Source organism: Streptomyces sp. NBC_00557 (genome assembly GCF_036345995.1).
Taxonomy (GTDB): Bacteria; Actinomycetota; Actinomycetes; order Streptomycetales; family Streptomycetaceae; genus Streptomyces.
The window spans coordinates 6,877,478-6,892,653 of the sequence record NZ_CP107796.1; the positions used below are offsets into that span (position 1 = coordinate 6,877,478).

15 protein-coding genes are annotated in these 15,176 nt (G+C 72.6%); 13 read left to right on the forward strand and 2 right to left on the reverse strand.

What is annotated here, in order from left to right:
• Positions 1 to 23: 23 nt before the first annotated feature.
• A complete protein-coding gene (locus tag OG956_RS30355) occupies positions 24 to 566 on the reverse strand; it encodes a hypothetical protein (RefSeq protein WP_330341187.1) in 543 nt (180 codons plus the stop codon).
• 239 nt (positions 567 to 805) lie between these two features.
• Here OG956_RS30355 and fmt point away from each other — a divergent pair, with 239 nt between their 5' ends.
• The 9 genes from fmt (at position 806) to OG956_RS30400 (ending at position 10,160) form a co-directional block, all read left to right on the forward strand.
• A complete protein-coding gene (fmt, locus tag OG956_RS30360) occupies positions 806 to 1,738 on the forward strand; it encodes a methionyl-tRNA formyltransferase (protein ID WP_330341188.1) in 933 nt (310 codons plus the stop codon).
• Positions 1,739 to 1,818: 80 nt separating this feature from the next.
• On the forward strand, positions 1,819 to 3,237 hold the full coding sequence (locus tag OG956_RS30365) for an RsmB/NOP family class I SAM-dependent RNA methyltransferase (protein ID WP_330341189.1): 1,419 nt from the start codon (positions 1,819 to 1,821) through the stop codon (positions 3,235 to 3,237).
• Between the two features lie 155 nt (positions 3,238 to 3,392).
• A complete protein-coding gene (gene rpe, locus OG956_RS30370) occupies positions 3,393 to 4,076 on the forward strand; it encodes a ribulose-phosphate 3-epimerase (RefSeq protein ID WP_330341190.1) in 684 nt (227 codons plus the stop codon).
• Positions 4,077 to 4,166: 90 nt separating this feature from the next.
• Positions 4,167 to 5,210: a sugar-binding transcriptional regulator gene (locus OG956_RS30375; protein ID WP_330341191.1), complete on the forward strand. Its 1,044-nt coding sequence runs from the start codon at positions 4,167 to 4,169 to the stop codon at positions 5,208 to 5,210.
• A 353-nt stretch (positions 5,211 to 5,563) separates the two neighbouring features.
• Positions 5,564 to 5,965 carry a ribonuclease domain-containing protein gene (locus OG956_RS30380; protein ID WP_330341192.1) on the forward strand — a complete coding sequence of 134 codons (402 nt, stop codon included), beginning with the start codon at positions 5,564 to 5,566 and terminating at the stop codon, positions 5,963 to 5,965.
• Complete coding sequence (locus tag OG956_RS30385; protein ID WP_330341193.1) at positions 5,962 to 6,300, forward strand: barstar family protein; 339 nt, start codon at positions 5,962 to 5,964, stop codon at positions 6,298 to 6,300. Before OG956_RS30380 ends, OG956_RS30385 begins: the two co-directional genes overlap by 4 nt.
• Before the next feature lie 132 nt (positions 6,301 to 6,432).
• Positions 6,433 to 7,875 (forward strand): GuaB1 family IMP dehydrogenase-related protein, encoded by a 1,443-nt coding sequence (locus OG956_RS30390; RefSeq protein ID WP_330341194.1) that lies wholly within the window; start codon positions 6,433 to 6,435, stop codon positions 7,873 to 7,875.
• Positions 7,876 to 8,192: 317 nt separating this feature from the next.
• Positions 8,193 to 9,680, forward strand: coding sequence for an amino acid permease (locus OG956_RS30395; RefSeq protein ID WP_330341195.1), 1,488 nt, complete (start codon positions 8,193 to 8,195; stop codon positions 9,678 to 9,680).
• A 27-nt stretch (positions 9,681 to 9,707) separates the two neighbouring features.
• Positions 9,708 to 10,160 (forward strand): Lrp/AsnC family transcriptional regulator, encoded by a 453-nt coding sequence (locus tag OG956_RS30400; protein WP_031174468.1) that lies wholly within the window; start codon positions 9,708 to 9,710, stop codon positions 10,158 to 10,160.
• 111 nt (positions 10,161 to 10,271) lie between these two features.
• Here OG956_RS30400 and OG956_RS30405 read toward each other — a convergent pair whose 3' ends face one another.
• Entirely contained in the window at positions 10,272 to 11,012 is a 741-nt protein-coding gene (locus OG956_RS30405; protein WP_330341196.1) for a GntR family transcriptional regulator, read from the reverse strand.
• Between the two features lie 203 nt (positions 11,013 to 11,215).
• Here OG956_RS30405 and OG956_RS30410 point away from each other — a divergent pair, with 203 nt between their 5' ends.
• Genes OG956_RS30410 through OG956_RS30425 form a run of 4 tightly spaced genes read left to right on the forward strand, consistent with a single transcriptional unit; the run spans position 11,216 to position 15,160 of the window.
• The gene (locus OG956_RS30410; RefSeq protein WP_330341197.1) at positions 11,216 to 12,376 is read left to right on the forward strand and encodes an ABC transporter substrate-binding protein; all 1,161 of its coding nucleotides are present in this window, start codon (positions 11,216 to 11,218) and stop codon (positions 12,374 to 12,376) included.
• Positions 12,373 to 13,272 (forward strand): ABC transporter permease, encoded by a 900-nt coding sequence (locus OG956_RS30415; protein WP_330341198.1) that lies wholly within the window; start codon positions 12,373 to 12,375, stop codon positions 13,270 to 13,272. The genes OG956_RS30410 and OG956_RS30415 overlap by 4 nt, the downstream gene beginning before the upstream one ends.
• On the forward strand, positions 13,257 to 14,078 hold the full coding sequence (locus tag OG956_RS30420) for an ABC transporter permease (protein ID WP_330341199.1): 822 nt from the start codon (positions 13,257 to 13,259) through the stop codon (positions 14,076 to 14,078). The genes OG956_RS30415 and OG956_RS30420 overlap by 16 nt, the downstream gene beginning before the upstream one ends.
• Before the next feature lie 5 nt (positions 14,079 to 14,083).
• Positions 14,084 to 15,160, forward strand: coding sequence for an ABC transporter ATP-binding protein (locus OG956_RS30425; RefSeq protein ID WP_330341200.1), 1,077 nt, complete (start codon positions 14,084 to 14,086; stop codon positions 15,158 to 15,160).
• Positions 15,161 to 15,176: the final 16 nt, after the last annotated feature.

The window sequence follows — 15,176 nt, forward strand, 5'->3', positions numbered from 1 at the left end:
GACGGCGGGCGGTCCGCCGCGGATCAGGGGTTGCGCGGGCCGGGGAAGGCCGTCGGGCGGGCGTCGTCGCGCAGGGACTGGCTGCCCGCGGTGGGCTGCGTCGGCATGGAACGGGCCGCGGGGACCGTCGGGACCGCCGGCAGGCCGCTGTTCACGTTGACCGTGCGGGTGCCGGACGGCTCCGCGGCCCGTTCGGCCTCGGCCGCCGCCTGGGCGGCGGCGCGGCGTGCGCCGTAACGGCGGTGCACCGCCTGCTTGGTGACGCCGAGCGCAGAGCCCACCGCGTCCCACGAGAAGCCGAGGGAGCGGTCGAAGTCCACGGCCGCCGTGACGAGCGTTTCGACGCTGTCCCGGAGTTCCTGGGCGAGGCGCACCGTCGGGGCGGGGGCACGTCCGTAGACGACGAAGCCCGTGGACGGGCCGGAGCGGCGCGGGCGGTAGACGTTGCCCAGCTGGGCGGTGAGCGTGCGCAGTGCGTCCACCTGCCGGCGGACCCGCTCGATGTCCCGCACCAGCGAGTGCAGGCTGGCCCGGGCCTGGGCGTCGTGGGTGGCGTGGTCGGCCATGAACAAGCCTCTCGAACCGGCGTTGAAAGGAATCGGGCCGAGAAAGCGGCCCTGTGTGGTCAACTCTTTCTTGACCAACGCGTGGGCGCTCCGCTGGTCACGGGGTGGGGGCGTACGGGCATATGCATACGCCGGGGTGGTCCGGTGCGCGCCGTCCGTCGGCATGGGGCCGTCCCCGTCGTGGTCATAGACTGGTGCGCTGCCCGGTCAACCCCCGCCCGAGAGGCCCGATCCCGCCCATGAAGCTCGTCTTCGCCGGTACCCCCGAGGTCGCCGTTCCCGCTCTGGACGCTCTGATCGCCTCCGGGCGGCACGAGGTCGCCGCCGTCGTCACGCGGCCCGACGCGCCGGCCGGGCGCGGCCGCAGGCTGGTCGCGTCGCCCGTGGCCGAGCGGGCGGAGGAGGCCGGGATCGAGGTGCTGAAGCCGGTCAGGCCGCGGGATCCCGAGTTCCTCGAGCGGCTCAGGGAGATCGCCCCGGACTGCTGCCCGGTCGTCGCCTACGGCGCCCTGCTGCCCCGCGTCGCCCTCGACATCCCCGCCCATGGCTGGGTCAACCTGCACTTCTCGCTGCTGCCCGCCTGGCGCGGGGCGGCGCCGGTGCAGCACGCCATCATGGCCGGTGACGAGATCACCGGGGCTTCGACGTTCCTCATCGAGGAGGGGCTCGACTCCGGGCCCGTCTACGGCACCGTGACCGAGGAGATCCGGCCCACCGACACCAGCGGCGACCTGCTCACCCGGCTCGCCTTCGCGGGCGCGGGACTGCTCGCCGCCACCATGGACGGCATCGAGGACGGCACCCTGAAGGCCGTGCCGCAGCCGGCCGAGGGCATCACCGTCGCACCGAAGATCACCGTCGAGGACGCCCAGGTGGACTGGGCCGCGCCCGCGCTGCGCGTGGACCGGGTGGTGCGCGGCTGCACCCCGGCGCCCGGCGCCTGGACCACCTTCCGCGGCGAGCGGCTCAAGCTCATCCAGGTCACGCCCGTGCCCGAGCGCACCGACCTCGCGCCCGGGCAGCCGGCCGTCGGCAAGAACAGCGTGCACGTCGGCACCGGTTCGTACGCCGTCGAGCTGCTGTGGGTGCAGGCCCAGGGCAAGAAGCCGATGCGCGCGGCCGACTGGGCGCGCGGCGTGCGCATCGGCGAGAGCGAGAGGCTCGGCGGCTGAGCTCCGGCGGCAGGACGCGGGGACGCGCCGACGTACGCTGGGAGACGCATCCCCTTCGTCACATCCGGAGCACCTTTTTCGTGAGCGAGCAGTCCCGGCGCCCCCGCAGGCCCGCCAAGCCCTACCGCCGTCCGCAGAAGGACCCCGTGCGCATCCTGGCCTTCGAGGCGCTGCGCGCGGTCGACGAGCGGGACGCCTACGCCAACCTGGTGCTGCCTCCGCTGCTGCGCAAGGCCCGCGAGAAGGGCGACTTCGACGCGCGGGACGCCGCCCTCGCCACCGAGCTGGTGTACGGCACGCTGCGGCGGCAGGGGACGTACGACGCGGTGATCGCCGCCTGCGTCGACCGGCCGCTCGGCGAGGTCGACCCGCCGGTCCTCGACGTGCTCAGCCTCGGCGTGCACCAGCTGCTCGGCACGCGGATCCCGAGCCACGCCGCCGTGTCCGCCACCGTGGAGCTGGCGCGGGTGGTGCTCGGCGACGGGCGCGCCAGGTTCGTCAACGCCGTCCTGCGGAAAGTGGCCCAGGACGACCTGGACGGATGGCTGGAGAAGGTCGCGCCGCCCTACGACGAGGATCCCGAGGACCACCTCGCCGTCGTGCACTCGCATCCCCGCTGGATCGTCTCCGCGCTCTGGGACTCGCTCGGCGGCGGGCGCGCCGGCATCGAGGACCTGCTGGAGGCCGACAACGAACGGCCCGAGGTGACCCTGGTGGCGCGGCCGGGGCGGGCCACCGCCGAGGAACTGCTGCGCGAGGACGCCGCCGTACCGGGGCGCTGGTCGCCGTACGCGGTGCGGCTCGCCGAGGGCGGCGAGCCGGGCGCGGTCGAGGCCGTGCGCGAGGGGCGGGCCGGAGTGCAGGACGAGGGCAGCCAGCTGGTCGCCCTCGCACTCGCGGGCGCGCCCCTCGAAGGATCCGACAGCAGGTGGCTCGACGGGTGCGCGGGGCCCGGCGGCAAGGCCGCGCTGCTGGCCGCCCTCGCCGCCGAACGCGGCGCCACCCTGCTCGCCTCCGAGAAGCAGCCGCACCGGGCGGGCCTGGTCGCCAGGGCGCTGGCCGGAAACCCGGGGCCGTACCAGGTCGTCGCCGCCGACGGGACCAGGCCGCCGTGGCGGCCCGGCACCTTCGACCGGGTGCTCATGGACGTGCCCTGCACCGGACTCGGCGCCCTGCGCCGGCGTCCCGAGGCCCGCTGGCGCCGCCGCCCCGAGGACCTGGACAGCTTCGCCCCCCTCCAGCGCGCCCTCCTGCGCACCGCCCTCGAGTCGGTGCGTGTCGGCGGCGTCGTCGGCTACGCCACCTGCTCCCCGCACCTGGCGGAGACCCGCGCCGTCGTGGCCGACGTGCTCAAGCAGCGCCCGGAAACGGAGCTGATCGACGCCCGCCCCCTGCTCCCGGACATGCCGGCGCTGGGCGAGGGCCCGGACGTACAACTCTGGCCCCACCTGCACGGCACGGACGCGATGTACCTGGCCCTGATCCGCAGAACGGCCTGAACGCCGCAGGGGCCGGCGCCCCGTAAGGGGCGCGGGGCTGTATCGATATGCGGCTCCGCCACGGGGCGCGATCAACTCCCACCGGCCCGCGGACGAATGACCACCGCAACGGACCGCCGTTACAGCCCGGCGCTGCGGCATGGCAGGCTTGGGGCATGGCCCAGATCAACCCCAGCATCCTGTCCGCCGACTTCGCCCGCCTCGCGGACGAGGCCAAGGCGGTCCAAGGCGCCGACTGGCTGCATGTCGATGTCATGGACAACCACTTCGTCCCGAACCTCACGCTCGGCGTGCCGGTCGTGGAGTCCCTGGCGCGAGCGACGGACACCCCGCTGGACTGCCATCTGATGATCGAGGACCCCGACCGCTGGGCGCCCCAGTACGTCGAGGCGGGCGCCTCCTCCGTCACCTTCCACGTGGAGGCGGCCGCCGCTCCCGTGCGGCTGGCCCGGGAGATCCGCGCCAAGGGCGCCCGCGCCTCCATGGCGCTCAAGCCGGCGACGCCGATCGAGCCGTTCGAGGACCTGCTGCCGGAACTCGACATGGTGCTGATCATGACGGTCGAGCCCGGCTTCGGCGGTCAGGCGTTCCTCGACATCATGCTGCCCAAGATCCGCCGGACCAGGGAGCTGATCGCCAAGCACGGCCTGCAGTTGTGGCTCCAGGTCGACGGCGGCGTCTCGGCCTCGACGATCGAGCGGTGCGCGGACGCGGGAGCGGACGTCTTCGTGGCCGGCTCGGCCGTCTACGGCGCCGAGGACCCGGCGGAGGCGGTCCGGGCACTGCGCGCGCAGGCGGAGGCGGCCACCAGCCAGGCGTCCTGGGCATGCGACCACTGAGCCACAGCTACGTGAACGGTTAAGTGAAGGCCGCCCTACGGGGCGGATCAGCAGCGCCGAATCTGCAAGGATGAACGGCGAATCCAGAGTGTGAACAGCAGTGAGGAGATCGCCGTGTCGGGTATGTCGGCGGGCCGGTCAGCCATGCGGATGGGACCCGCTGAGCTGGTGCAGGCGGCGGCCATGGCCCGCCGCTTCTACCTCGAGGGCAAGTCCAAGATCCAGATCGCGGAGGAGTTCGGCGTCAGCCGCTTCAAGGTGGCCAGGGTCCTGGAGACGGCCCTCGAACGGGATCTCGTGCGTATCGAGATCCGTGTCCCCGCCGAGCTGGACGCCGAGCGCTCCGACGCGCTGCGCGCCCGCTACGGCCTGCGGCACGCCGTCGTGGTCGAGTCCCCGGCCGACGCCGAGGAGACCCCCGACCCCGAGAACCTCGGCGAGGTCGCCGCCGACCTGCTCGGCGAGCTCGTCAACGAGGGGGACGTGCTCGGGCTGGCCTGGGGCCGGTCCACGATCCACATGGCGGCGGCGCTGGACCGGCTGCCGCCGTGCACGGTGGTCCAGCTGACGGGGGTGTACGACGCCGGGACCTCGGAGCGCGGCTCGGTCGAGGCCGTACGGCGTGCGGCGCAGGTGTCGGGCGGCGACGCCCACCCCATCTACGCGCCGATGCTGCTGCCGGACGCCGCCACCGCCGCGGCGCTGCGCAACCAGACGGGGATCGCGCGGGCCTTCGAGTACTTCGACAAGGTCACCGTCGCCTGCGTCTCCATCGGCTCCTGGGAGCCGGGCATCTCGACCGTGCACGACATGCTCAGCGACGAGGAGCGGGCGCACTACGCCTCGCTCGGCGTCGCCGCCGAGATGGCCGCGCACCTCTTCGACGCCGAGGGGCGCCGGATCGGGCGGGACCTGGGGGAGCGGTGCATCACGGTCAAGGCCGACCAGCTGCGCCGTATCCCGGAGGTCGTGGCGATCGCCGGCGGGCAGCGCAAGGCCGCCGCGATCGACGCGGTCCTGCGCTCCGGGCTCGTCACCAGCCTGGTCACGGACACGTCGGCGGCCGACTACCTGATGACGGCGGGCCCCACCCCCAAGCCGGCCCTCAGCCGGTCGGACCCCGACGGCCACTGACGGGGACCACGGCGACCGGCGGGGGAGCACGGGGGTTGTGGGCGCGGCGGCGCCCGTACGCCGCGGGGTCAGCGTCCGCAGGAGGGCGCGGCCGGGGACGGCGAGCGCGTCACGGCGGGCCCCGGCGGGTCGTGGCGCGGTATGCGCGGGACGGCCGTGGCAGCATCGTCGGCATGTTGCCGCGGTTCGTCCCCCACACGCCCAGACGGCCCCTCGTAGCGCATCCCACGGCCGAACGGTCCCCGGCCTCACCGCTGGCGCCGGGACCGCTCCCTGCCCCCTCTCAGGCCCCCGTACCGCCCCCGGCCTCGCCCGCCGCCCCCGGACCGTCGTCGGCTCTGCCGCGCCTGCTCGTGGGGCTGCTGGCCGGCCTGTTCCTGCTGGTGCTCGCCGGGTGCTCGTCCGGTGCCGGGGCGGGGACGAGCGCGGGCACGCACGCGCCCGGGACGAGCGCGTCCGCGCCGGCGTGGGCGCGGGGGATGGGGACCGTCAACGCGTCCCGGCTGCCGGCCGAGGCCCGCAGGACGCTCGCGCTCATCGACAGGGGCGGACCCTTCCCGTACGCCAGGGACGGGGTCGTCTTCGGGAACTTCGAGGGGCGCCTGCCGAAGCACCCGCGCGGCTATTACCACGAGTACACCGTCCCGACGCCCGGCTCCCGCGACCGCGGCGCCCGGCGCATCGTCACCGGTCGGGGCGGCGAGATCTACTACACCGGCAATCACTACAACTCCTTCCGGGCGGTGCTGAGATGAGCGGGGACCTGACGGATCTGACCGGGCGGCTCGTGGTCGACCTGGACCTCGGCGGGGTCACCGGCAAGGCCGGTCTGATGGACCGCGCCGCCCGCGCCCTGGCGCTGCCCGAGTGGTTCGGCCGCAACTGGGACGCGCTCGCCGACTCCCTCGCCGACCACACGGTCTGGCCGGAGGGCGCCGTCGAGCAGGGACTGCTGATCGTCGTCCGCGGCTGGCAGCCGTACGCCGAGGAGAATCCGGGCGAGTGGCGGACCGCCCAGGAGGTGTTCACCGAGGCCGTGGACCGGACGCCCGCCCTCGCCGTCGTGCTGGCCCTCGGAGGATCCTCCTAGGTGATCGGCGCGCACCCTGGATGTTCCGTCGGGGCATGCCGGCCACCCCGACATGGGACAATGAAGTACGTGCTCTTTCCCCCCGGCGCACCCGTCGGGGGGTCACCTCTGATCGACTGGGATGTGCAGCACGTGCGTTTCCTCAATGACATCCAGCCCGCGTACGACCTGACGTACGACGACGTGTTCATGGTGCCGAGCCGCTCCGCGGTGGGCTCCCGTCAGGGCGTGGACCTCAGCTCGCCGGACGGCACGGGCACCACCATCCCGCTCGTCGTGGCCAACATGACCGCCATCGCCGGCCGCCGCATGGCGGAGACGGTGGCCCGGCGCGGCGGCCTGGTGGTCATCCCGCAGGACATCCCGATCGACGTCGTCACCGACGTCATCTCCTGGGTGAAGAGCCGCCACCTCGTGCTGGACACGCCGATCGTGCTGGCCCCGCACCAGACCGTCGCCGACGCCCTGGCGCTGCTGCCCAAGCGCGCCCACAACGCCGGTGTGGTCGTCGACGAGGAGCAGCGGCCCGTCGGCGTCGTCACCGACGCGGACCTCACCGGCGTCGACCGCTTCACCCAGCTCGAAGTGGTCATGTCCAAGGACCTGCTGCTCCTCGACGCGGACATAGACCCGCGCGAGGCCTTCAACACCCTCGACCAGCACAACCGGCGCTACGCCCCGGCGGTCGACAAGGACGGCAAGCTGGCGGGCATCCTCACCCGCACGGGCGCGCTGCGCGCCACCCTGTACACCCCGGCCGTCGACGCCGGCGGCCGGCTGCGGATCGCCGCCGCCGTCGGCATCAACGGCGATGTGGCGGGCAAGGCCAAGCAGCTGCTCGACGCGGGCGTGGACACGCTCGTCATCGACACCGCGCACGGCCACCAGGAGTCGATGATCAGCGCCATCAAGCTGGTGCGCGCCCTCGACCCGCAGGTGCCGGTCGTCGCGGGCAACATCGTCTCCGCCGAGGGCGTCAGGGACCTCATCGACGCCGGCGCGGACATCGTCAAGGTCGGTGTGGGCCCCGGCGCCATGTGCACCACCCGCATGATGACCGGCGTGGGCCGGCCGCAGTTCTCCGCGGTGCTGGAGTGCGCCGCCGAGGCGAGGAAGTACGGCAAGCACGTGTGGGCCGACGGCGGCGTGCGGCACCCGCGCGACGTGGCGATGGCCCTCGCGGCCGGCGCCTCCAACGTGATGATCGGCTCCTGGTTCGCCGGCACCTACGAGTCCCCCGGCGACCTCCAGCACGACGCCGACGGCCGTGCGTACAAGGAGTCGTTCGGCATGGCCTCCGCGCGTGCCGTGGCCAACCGCACCTCGGAGGAGTCGGCGTACGACCGTGCCCGCAAGGCGCTGTTCGAGGAGGGCATCTCCACTTCCCGCATGTTCCTCGACCCGGCCCGCCCGGGCGTCGAGGACCTGATCGACTCGATCATCGCGGGCGTCCGCTCCTCCTGCACCTACGCCGGCGCCGCCACCCTGGAGGAGTTCGCCGAGAAGGCGATCGTCGGCGTCCAGAGCGCGGCCGGCTACGCCGAGGGCAAGCCGCTGCACGCCAGCTGGAACTGATCCCACCCGCCTCCGTACGGCCCCCGTCCTCCCGATCGCCGGGAGGGCGGGGGCCGTTGCCGTGCAACGGTCGTCAGCGGGCGCACAACGATTTGTCATTCCGGGCCGAGGAACGCAATGATCATGCAGGGACGCGCAAGGTTGCTGCATTACGCCCGTGAAGGCCACCCCCGTAAGGTGCTGCGCTGTACGTGGCGTGGCGGGGACCCCGCTCGATGGTTCCTGCCGTCCGCAGGCTCCCTCGGTCCCCTCCGCGAGGTCCGGCAAAGGCGCCGGTCCGCCCCATGTGACCGACGGCAGCGAGAAGGAGCCAGCGCGTGCTCGATCAAGGCGCACCCCCGCACGACCGCACAGCGACCGCCCCCGCGTCCCCGGGCGTCGCCGCGCGCCTCATGCGGCGCAAGCCCGTGGAACGCCTGGTCGCGGAGGGCGGCCACGGCGAGGGAGGAACGCTGCGGCGTTCCCTCGGGCTGTGGCAGCTGACCATGATCAGCATCGGTGCCACGCTCGGCACCGGCATCTTCGTCGTCCTCGGCGAGGCCGTCCCGAAAGCGGGCCCGGCCGTCACCCTGTCGTTCGTGATCGCGGGTCTCACCGCGCTGTTCTCGGCCCTGTCCTACGCCGAGCTGGCGGGCACCATCCCGGTCTCCGGCTCCTCGTACTCGTACGCATACGCAACGATGGGCGAACTGATCGCCTGGGTCTGCGGCTGGTGCCTGCTGCTGGAGTACGGCGTCTCCGTCGCCGCCGTGGCCGTCGGCTGGGGCGAGTACCTCAACGAACTGCTCAGCGGCACCATCGGCGTCACCATCCCGCAGGCCCTGTCGGCCCCGCCCGGCGACGGCGGCGTCTTCAACCTGCCCGCGCTGATCGTCGTGCTCCTCGCGATGGTGTTCCTGCTCGGCGGCGCCAAGGAGTCCGCGCGGGCCAACACCGTCATGGTGTGCGTGAAGATCGCCGCGCTCATCATGTTCTGCGCCATCGGCTTCATGGGCTTCAAGTCCGGGAACTACTCTCACTTCATGCCGCTCGGCATGGCGGGCGTCAGCGCGGCCGGCGCCACGCTGTTCTTCTCGTACATCGGCTTCGACGCCGCCTCCACCGCCGGTGAGGAGGCGAAGGACGCCCAGCGCGACCTGCCGCGCGCGATCATGCTCTCGCTGGTCATCGTGACCGCGCTGTACGTGCTGGTCGCCGCCGTGGCCGTCGGCGCCAAGCCGTGGCGGACCTTCAACGACTCCGAGGCCGCGCTCGCCCAGATCATGAAGGACGTCACCGGGCAGAGCTTCTGGGGCACCCTGCTGGCCTTCTGCGCCGTCATCGCCATCGCGAGCGTCGTGCTGACCGTGCTCTACGGCCAGACCCGCATCCTCTTCGCCATGTCCCGCGACGGACTGGTGCCCAAGATCTTCGCCAAGGTCCACCCGAAGACCGGCGCGCCGCGCGCCAACACCGTGATCGTCTCGGTGTTCTGCGGGGTGCTCGCCGCCGCGATCCCGCTGGGCCAGCTGGCGGACGCCACCAGCATCGGCACGCTGTTCGCCTTCGCGCTGGTCAACATCGCGGTCGTGGTGCTGCGCCGGACCCGCCCGCACATGAACCGCACCTTCCGCGTCCCGCTGTCGCCGGTGCTGCCCGCGCTGGGCTTCGCCTTCTGCGTGTGGATGATGGGCAGCCTGTCGACCGTCACCTGGATCGTGTTCGGTGTCTGGATGGCCGTCGGGCTCGTGTTCTACTTCGTATACGGCTATCGCCGTTCCCGTCTCGCGGCCGGTGAGGACGTCGCGGTGGCGGCAGCGAAGTGACCTGACCGAAGAAGTGAAACACCCCCTGTGCTGAACGATCTCGACGAACGCATCGTGCACGCCCTCGCCGAGGACGCCCGCCGCTCCTACGCGGACATCGGGCAGATGGTCGGCCTGTCCGCGCCCGCGGTGAAGCGGCGCGTGGACCGGCTGCGGGCCACCGGAGCGATCACCGGGTTCACCGTCCGGGTGGACCCGGCGGCGCTCGGCTGGGAGACCGAGGGGTACATCGAGATCTACTGCCGGCGCAACACCTCGCCGGACACCATCCAGCGGGGCCTGGAGCGCTACCAGGAGGTCGTGGCCGCGTCCACCGTCACCGGGGACGCGGACGCGATCGCCCAGGTCTTCGCCTCGGACATGCGCCACTTCGAGCGGGTGCTGGAGCGGATCGCCGGGGAGCCGTTCGTGGAGCGGACCAAGTCGGTGCTGGTGCTGTCGCCGTTGCTGCGGCGCTTTTCCTCCGGGGCGCCGGGGTGACTCCCCGCGCCCGTTCGGGCAGGTTGGACTGCGGCTCCTTCAGGGGCGCGGGGAACCGCGCGAACAGCCACGGACGACCCGCACCCGGTGACGGCGAAGGCGCCCCGGGCTCTACTCCGCGGTCTTGCGCGCCAGCGCGTTGTTGTCGATGGAGTTCCGCACGCTGAAGCTCACCGCGTCCGGCCGGTACCGGTCGTCCGACCACTCCACCGGGCGCCCTTCACGCGTCGTCGTCACCCGCCGTACCCGCAGCAGCGGACTGGTGCGGCGGACCCCCAGCAGCTCGGCGTCCTGGGCGCCGGCCGCGACCGCGTCGATGATGTGCTCGCCGTAGGCGAAGACCAACCCCGTGTCGTCGTAGAGGCGTTGGGTGACCGAGGGACAGTCCGGCTCGATCGACTCGACGGCCGGGGAGATCCAGTCGGCGTACACCGTGCGTTCCAGCAGCACCGGTTCGCCGTCCAGGCCGCGCACCCGCAGGACGTGCAACACCTGGGTGCCGACGGGCAGTTGGAGTCGTACGGCGTCCTCGTGGGTCGCCGGGCGGTACTCCTGGGCCACCACGTGTCCGGTGGCCTCGCGGCCCATCGCGCGGGCCCACTGGGCGAAGCTGCGCAGTTCCTCGAAGCTCTGGCTGCGGCGGCTGGCGAGGACCACGCGCCGGGCGCCCTGACGGGAGCCGATGAGCCCCTCGGCGGTCAGGGCCGAGACGGCCTGGCGGACCGTGCCGCGCGAGACGCCGTAGTGCGCGGCCAGCTCCGACTCCGAGGGCAGCCGGCTGCCGACCGTGTACTCCTCGCGGTCGATCGCCCGCCGCAGCTCGTCGGCGATCTCCTCGTGTCGCGCCGTCATGCTTCCCCTCTGCTCAGGTCGCTGTGCACAGCGTGACCAGCCTAATCGAGACCTGAGCGTGATCTGCCCGGGTCTGGATTGTGCAGCCAACCAAGGTTCAGAGTTTCGCTCCCGTTTACAGACAGGACACCGCGAGCGGGCGTACTGTGACGCAACTTGTTCAGACAAGTTCTCCGCAACCCTCGTGCGCCCCTGGAGAGACCGTGACCGTGTCCCTGCCGAGAAACGCCGCACTCGGCGGCTGCATCGCCGTCGTCGCCGCGCTCGCGCTCAGCGCCTGCGGCGCCGCCCCCGACAACGCGTCGACCACCACCAAGGACGGCAAGAGCGCCGCCACCGCCACCTCCGCCGCCGACTTCGGCGGCATGGACGCCCTGGTCAAGGCCGCCAAGAAGGAGGGCGCGCTGCACATCATCGCGGTGCCCCGCGACTGGGCGAACTACGGCGCGATCATCGACGGCTTCCAGAAGAAGTACGGCATCAAGATCCAGGACGAGAGCCCCGACGGCTCCAGCCAGGACGAGATCAACGCCGTCACCACCCGCAAGGGGCAGGACCGCGCCCCCGACGTCCTCGACCTGGGCTCCTCCTTCGCGCTCAGCGCCGCCCAGCAGGGCCTTCTCGCGCCCTACAAGGTCGCCTCCTACGCCGACATCCCCGAGGCCCAGAAGGACCCGCAGGCCCGCTGGTACAACGACTACGGCGGCTACATCTCCATCGGCTGCGACGCCAAGCGCGTGAAGAGCTGCCCGACCAGCTTCAAGGACCTGCTCAAGCCCGAGTACAAGGGACAGGTCGCCCTCAACGGCAACCCCACCAAGTCCGGCTCGGCCTTCGGCGGCGTCTACGCGGCGGCCCTGGCGAACGGCGGCTCCTTCGACGACATCCAGCCCGGCCTCGACTTCTTCGCCAAGCTGAAGAAGAACGGCAACTACACGCCCGTCGAGTCCACCCCGGCCACCGTCGAGAAGGGCGAGACGCCGATCTCCATCGACTGGGACTACCTGAACGCCGGCTACGCCGACGAGTTCAGGTCCAAGGGCCTCGACTGGAAGGTCACCATCCCGAGCGACGGCCAGTACGCCCAGTACTACTCCCAGGCCATCACCAAGGACGCCCCGCACCCGGCGGCCGCCCGCCTGTGGCAGGAGTACCTGTACAGCACCGAGGGCCAGAACCTGTGGCTCAAGGGCTACGCCCGCCCGGCCCTGATGACCGCCATGGAGAAGGCCGGGACGCTGGACAAGACCGCCGCCGCGAAGCTCCCGAAGGTGACCGGCACGCCGTCCTTCCCGACCGAGACCCAGCAGAGCAAGGCCAAGACGGTCATCGCGCAGGGCTGGGGGAAGGCCGTCTCCGGATGACCGCCGCTCTCCCGCGCGCGGACGTGGCGCCCGTCGCTTCGGCGAAGCGGCGGCGCCGCGCCCCCGGCTGGCTCGCCGTCGTGCCGCTGCTGGCGTTCACGGCCGTCGCCTTCGGCCTGCCCGCCCTCGCCATCGTGAACGGCGCCTTCTCCGTCGACGACGCCACCACGGGCGCCACCCGCTACACCGGCGCCAACATGACGGCCTCGCTGCAGGGCCCGTACCTGACCGCCCTGCTCGGCAGCGTCAAGCTGTCCGCGATCTCCGCCGTGCTCGGCGCCCTGCTCGGGCTGCCGCTCGCCCAGGCCGTGGTCTCCTCCCGCTCCCGGCGGCTGCGCGAGGCCGTGCTGACCGCCTCCGGCGTGCTCGCCAACTTCGGCGGGGTCCCCCTCGCCTTCGCCTTCGTCGCCACCCTCGGCAACGCGGGCGTCCTGACCGTGCACCTCGGCCTGAAGGACAGCGGCTGGGATCTCTACAGCTTCTGGGGCCTGGTCCTCGTCTACCTGTACTTCCTCGTCCCGCTCATGGTCCTCACCATCACCCCCGCGCTGGACGGCCTGCGCGCGCAGTGGCGCGAGGCCGCGCTGAACAACGGCGCCACCGGCGCGCAGTACTGGCGGCACGTGGCGCTGCCCGTGCTCGCGCCCTCGCTGCTCGGCGGCCTGGTGCTGCTGTTCGGCAGCGCCTTCTCCGCCTACGCCACCGCCGCCGCCATGGTCGGCAGCGCGGTCCCGCTGGTCACCCTGCAGATCGCCGACGCCCTGTCCGGCAACGTGCTGGTCGGCCAGGAGAACGTCGCCCTCGCCCTCAGCCTCGACATGGTGCTGGTGGCGGGCCTGGTGATGGCCGTGTACCTGCCCCTTCAGCGAAGGAGCGCCCGATGGCTCGACGCCTGACCCCGTGGCGCTGGGCCGTCCTCGGCCTCGCCGCCCTGTACTTCCTGGTGCCGCTCGCCGCCTCCGTGGTCTTCACGGTGGACGTGCCCGGCCAGGGCCTCACCTTCGACGCCTACACGAAGATCCTCTCCGCCGACGGCTTCGTCTCCAGCCTGCTGCTCTCGCTGGAACTCGCCGTCGCCACCGTCGCGGTCGTGCTGCTGCTGACGGCGCCCGCCGTGGTCGCGCTCCGGCTCGGCGCGCCCCGGCTGCGTCCCGTGGTGGAGGTGGTGTGCTCGCTGCCGCTGGTGGTGCCGCCCATCGCGTTCGTCGCCGGGATCGCCACCGTCCTGAAGTGGGGCCCGGAGCATCTCTCCCGGACGCCGCTGTTCGAGACGTTCGTGGTGGTCCAGAACGACCGCTTCCCCCTCGTGCTCGTGCTCGCCTACGTCGTGATGGCCCTGCCGTTCGTCTACCGGGCCCTGGACGCCGGCCTGCGCGCCATCGACGTACGGACCCTGGCCGAGGCGGCCCGCAGCTGCGGCGCCTCCTGGCCCAAGGCCCTCGTCCGGGCCGTACTGCCCAACCTGCGCGGCGCCCTGCTGAACGCGTCCTTCCTCACCCTGGCCCTGGTCCTCGGCGAGTTCACGGTCTCCCACCTGCTGGGCTACGCGCCCTTCGCCGTGTGGATCTACAACGTCGGCGGCGAGCAGGCCCAGATGTCCGTCGCCGTGTCCGTGCTCAGCCTGCTCGTCACCTGGGCCCTGCTCCTCGCGCTCGCCGGTGCCGGCGGCGGCCGCAACCGAACCGCTTCTTCCCGGGGATGACCACCATGACCGCCACCACGCTCGAGAAGGCCGTCACCGAACAGGCCGCCACCGTCGAATTCCGGGCGCTGCGCCGGGAGTTCGGGCCCACCGTCGCCCTCGACGGGCTCGACCTGACCGTCCGCCCGGGGGAGTTGCTGGCCCTGCTCGGCCCCTCCGGCTGCGGCAAGACCACCGCGCTGCGCATGCTCGCCGGGTTCGAACACCCCGACTCCGGCGCCGTCCTCGTGGACGGCGAGGACGTCACGCACGTCCCGGCCCACCGCCGCGACGCCGGCATGGTCTTCCAGTCGTACAGCCTCTTCCCGCATCTGAACGCCGTCGACAACGTCGCCTTCGGGCTGCGCATGCGGGGCGTCCGTACGGCCGAACGGCGCGCCCGCGCCGCCGAGTTGCTGGACCTGGTCGGCCTCGCCGACAAGGGCGAGCGCTATCCGCACCAGCTCTCCGGCGGCCAGCAGCAGCGCATCGCGCTCGCCCGCGCCCTGGCCCTGCGCCCGCGCGTGCTCCTGCTCGACGAGCCGCTGTCCGCGCTGGACGCCAAGGTGCGGCTCACCCTGCGCGAGGAGATCCGCCGGCTCCAGCAGGAGCTGGGCATCACGACGCTGTTCGTGACGCACGACCAGGAAGAGGCGCTGTCCGTCGCCGACCGGGTCGCGGTCATGCGCGCCGGACGCCTCGAACAGTGCGCCGAACCGGCCGAGTTGTACGGCCGTCCCGCCACCGCCTTCGTCGCCGAGTTCGTCGGCACCATGAGCCGGATCCCGGGCGAGCTGAAGGACGGCACGGTCGAGGTGCTCGGGCAGCGGCTGCCCGCCGACGGCGAGGCGCCCGACGGCCCGGTGGACGTGCTGGTGCGGCCGGAGGCCGTCCACGTGCGCCCGGACGAGCAGGGCGCCGCCCGGGTCGTCGCGACGGCCTTCCTCGGCGCGGTCGTCCGCGTCACCGTACGGCTCGCCGACGGCACCGAGGCCAAGGCCGACCTGCCCGCCCACGAGGCCGCGGCGCTCGGCGCCGGAACCCCGGCCGCCCTGTCCCTGCCGGAGCGGCCGGTGCTCGTGGCCGAACGCGCCCAGAAGTGAACTGCGCCCAGAAGTG

What these genes read in the sequence shown, in the direction of transcription:
- OG956_RS30355 (WP_330341187.1), bottom strand. Translation starts at nt 566, where the DNA reads ATGGCCGACCACGCCACCCACGACGCCCAGGCCCGGGCCAGCCTGCAC.
- fmt (WP_330341188.1), top strand. Translation starts at nt 806, where the DNA reads ATGAAGCTCGTCTTCGCCGGTACCCCCGAGGTCGCCGTTCCCGCTCTG.
- rpe (WP_330341190.1), top strand. Translation starts at nt 3,393, where the DNA reads ATGGCCCAGATCAACCCCAGCATCCTGTCCGCCGACTTCGCCCGCCTC.
- OG956_RS30385 (WP_330341193.1), top strand. Translation starts at nt 5,962, where the DNA reads ATGAGCGGGGACCTGACGGATCTGACCGGGCGGCTCGTGGTCGACCTG.
- OG956_RS30405 (WP_330341196.1), bottom strand. Translation starts at nt 11,012, where the DNA reads ATGACGGCGCGACACGAGGAGATCGCCGACGAGCTGCGGCGGGCGATC.
- OG956_RS30415 (WP_330341198.1), top strand. Translation starts at nt 12,373, where the DNA reads ATGACCGCCGCTCTCCCGCGCGCGGACGTGGCGCCCGTCGCTTCGGCG.
- OG956_RS30420 (WP_330341199.1), top strand. Translation starts at nt 13,257, where the DNA reads ATGGCTCGACGCCTGACCCCGTGGCGCTGGGCCGTCCTCGGCCTCGCC.
- OG956_RS30425 (WP_330341200.1), top strand. Translation starts at nt 14,084, where the DNA reads ATGACCGCCACCACGCTCGAGAAGGCCGTCACCGAACAGGCCGCCACC.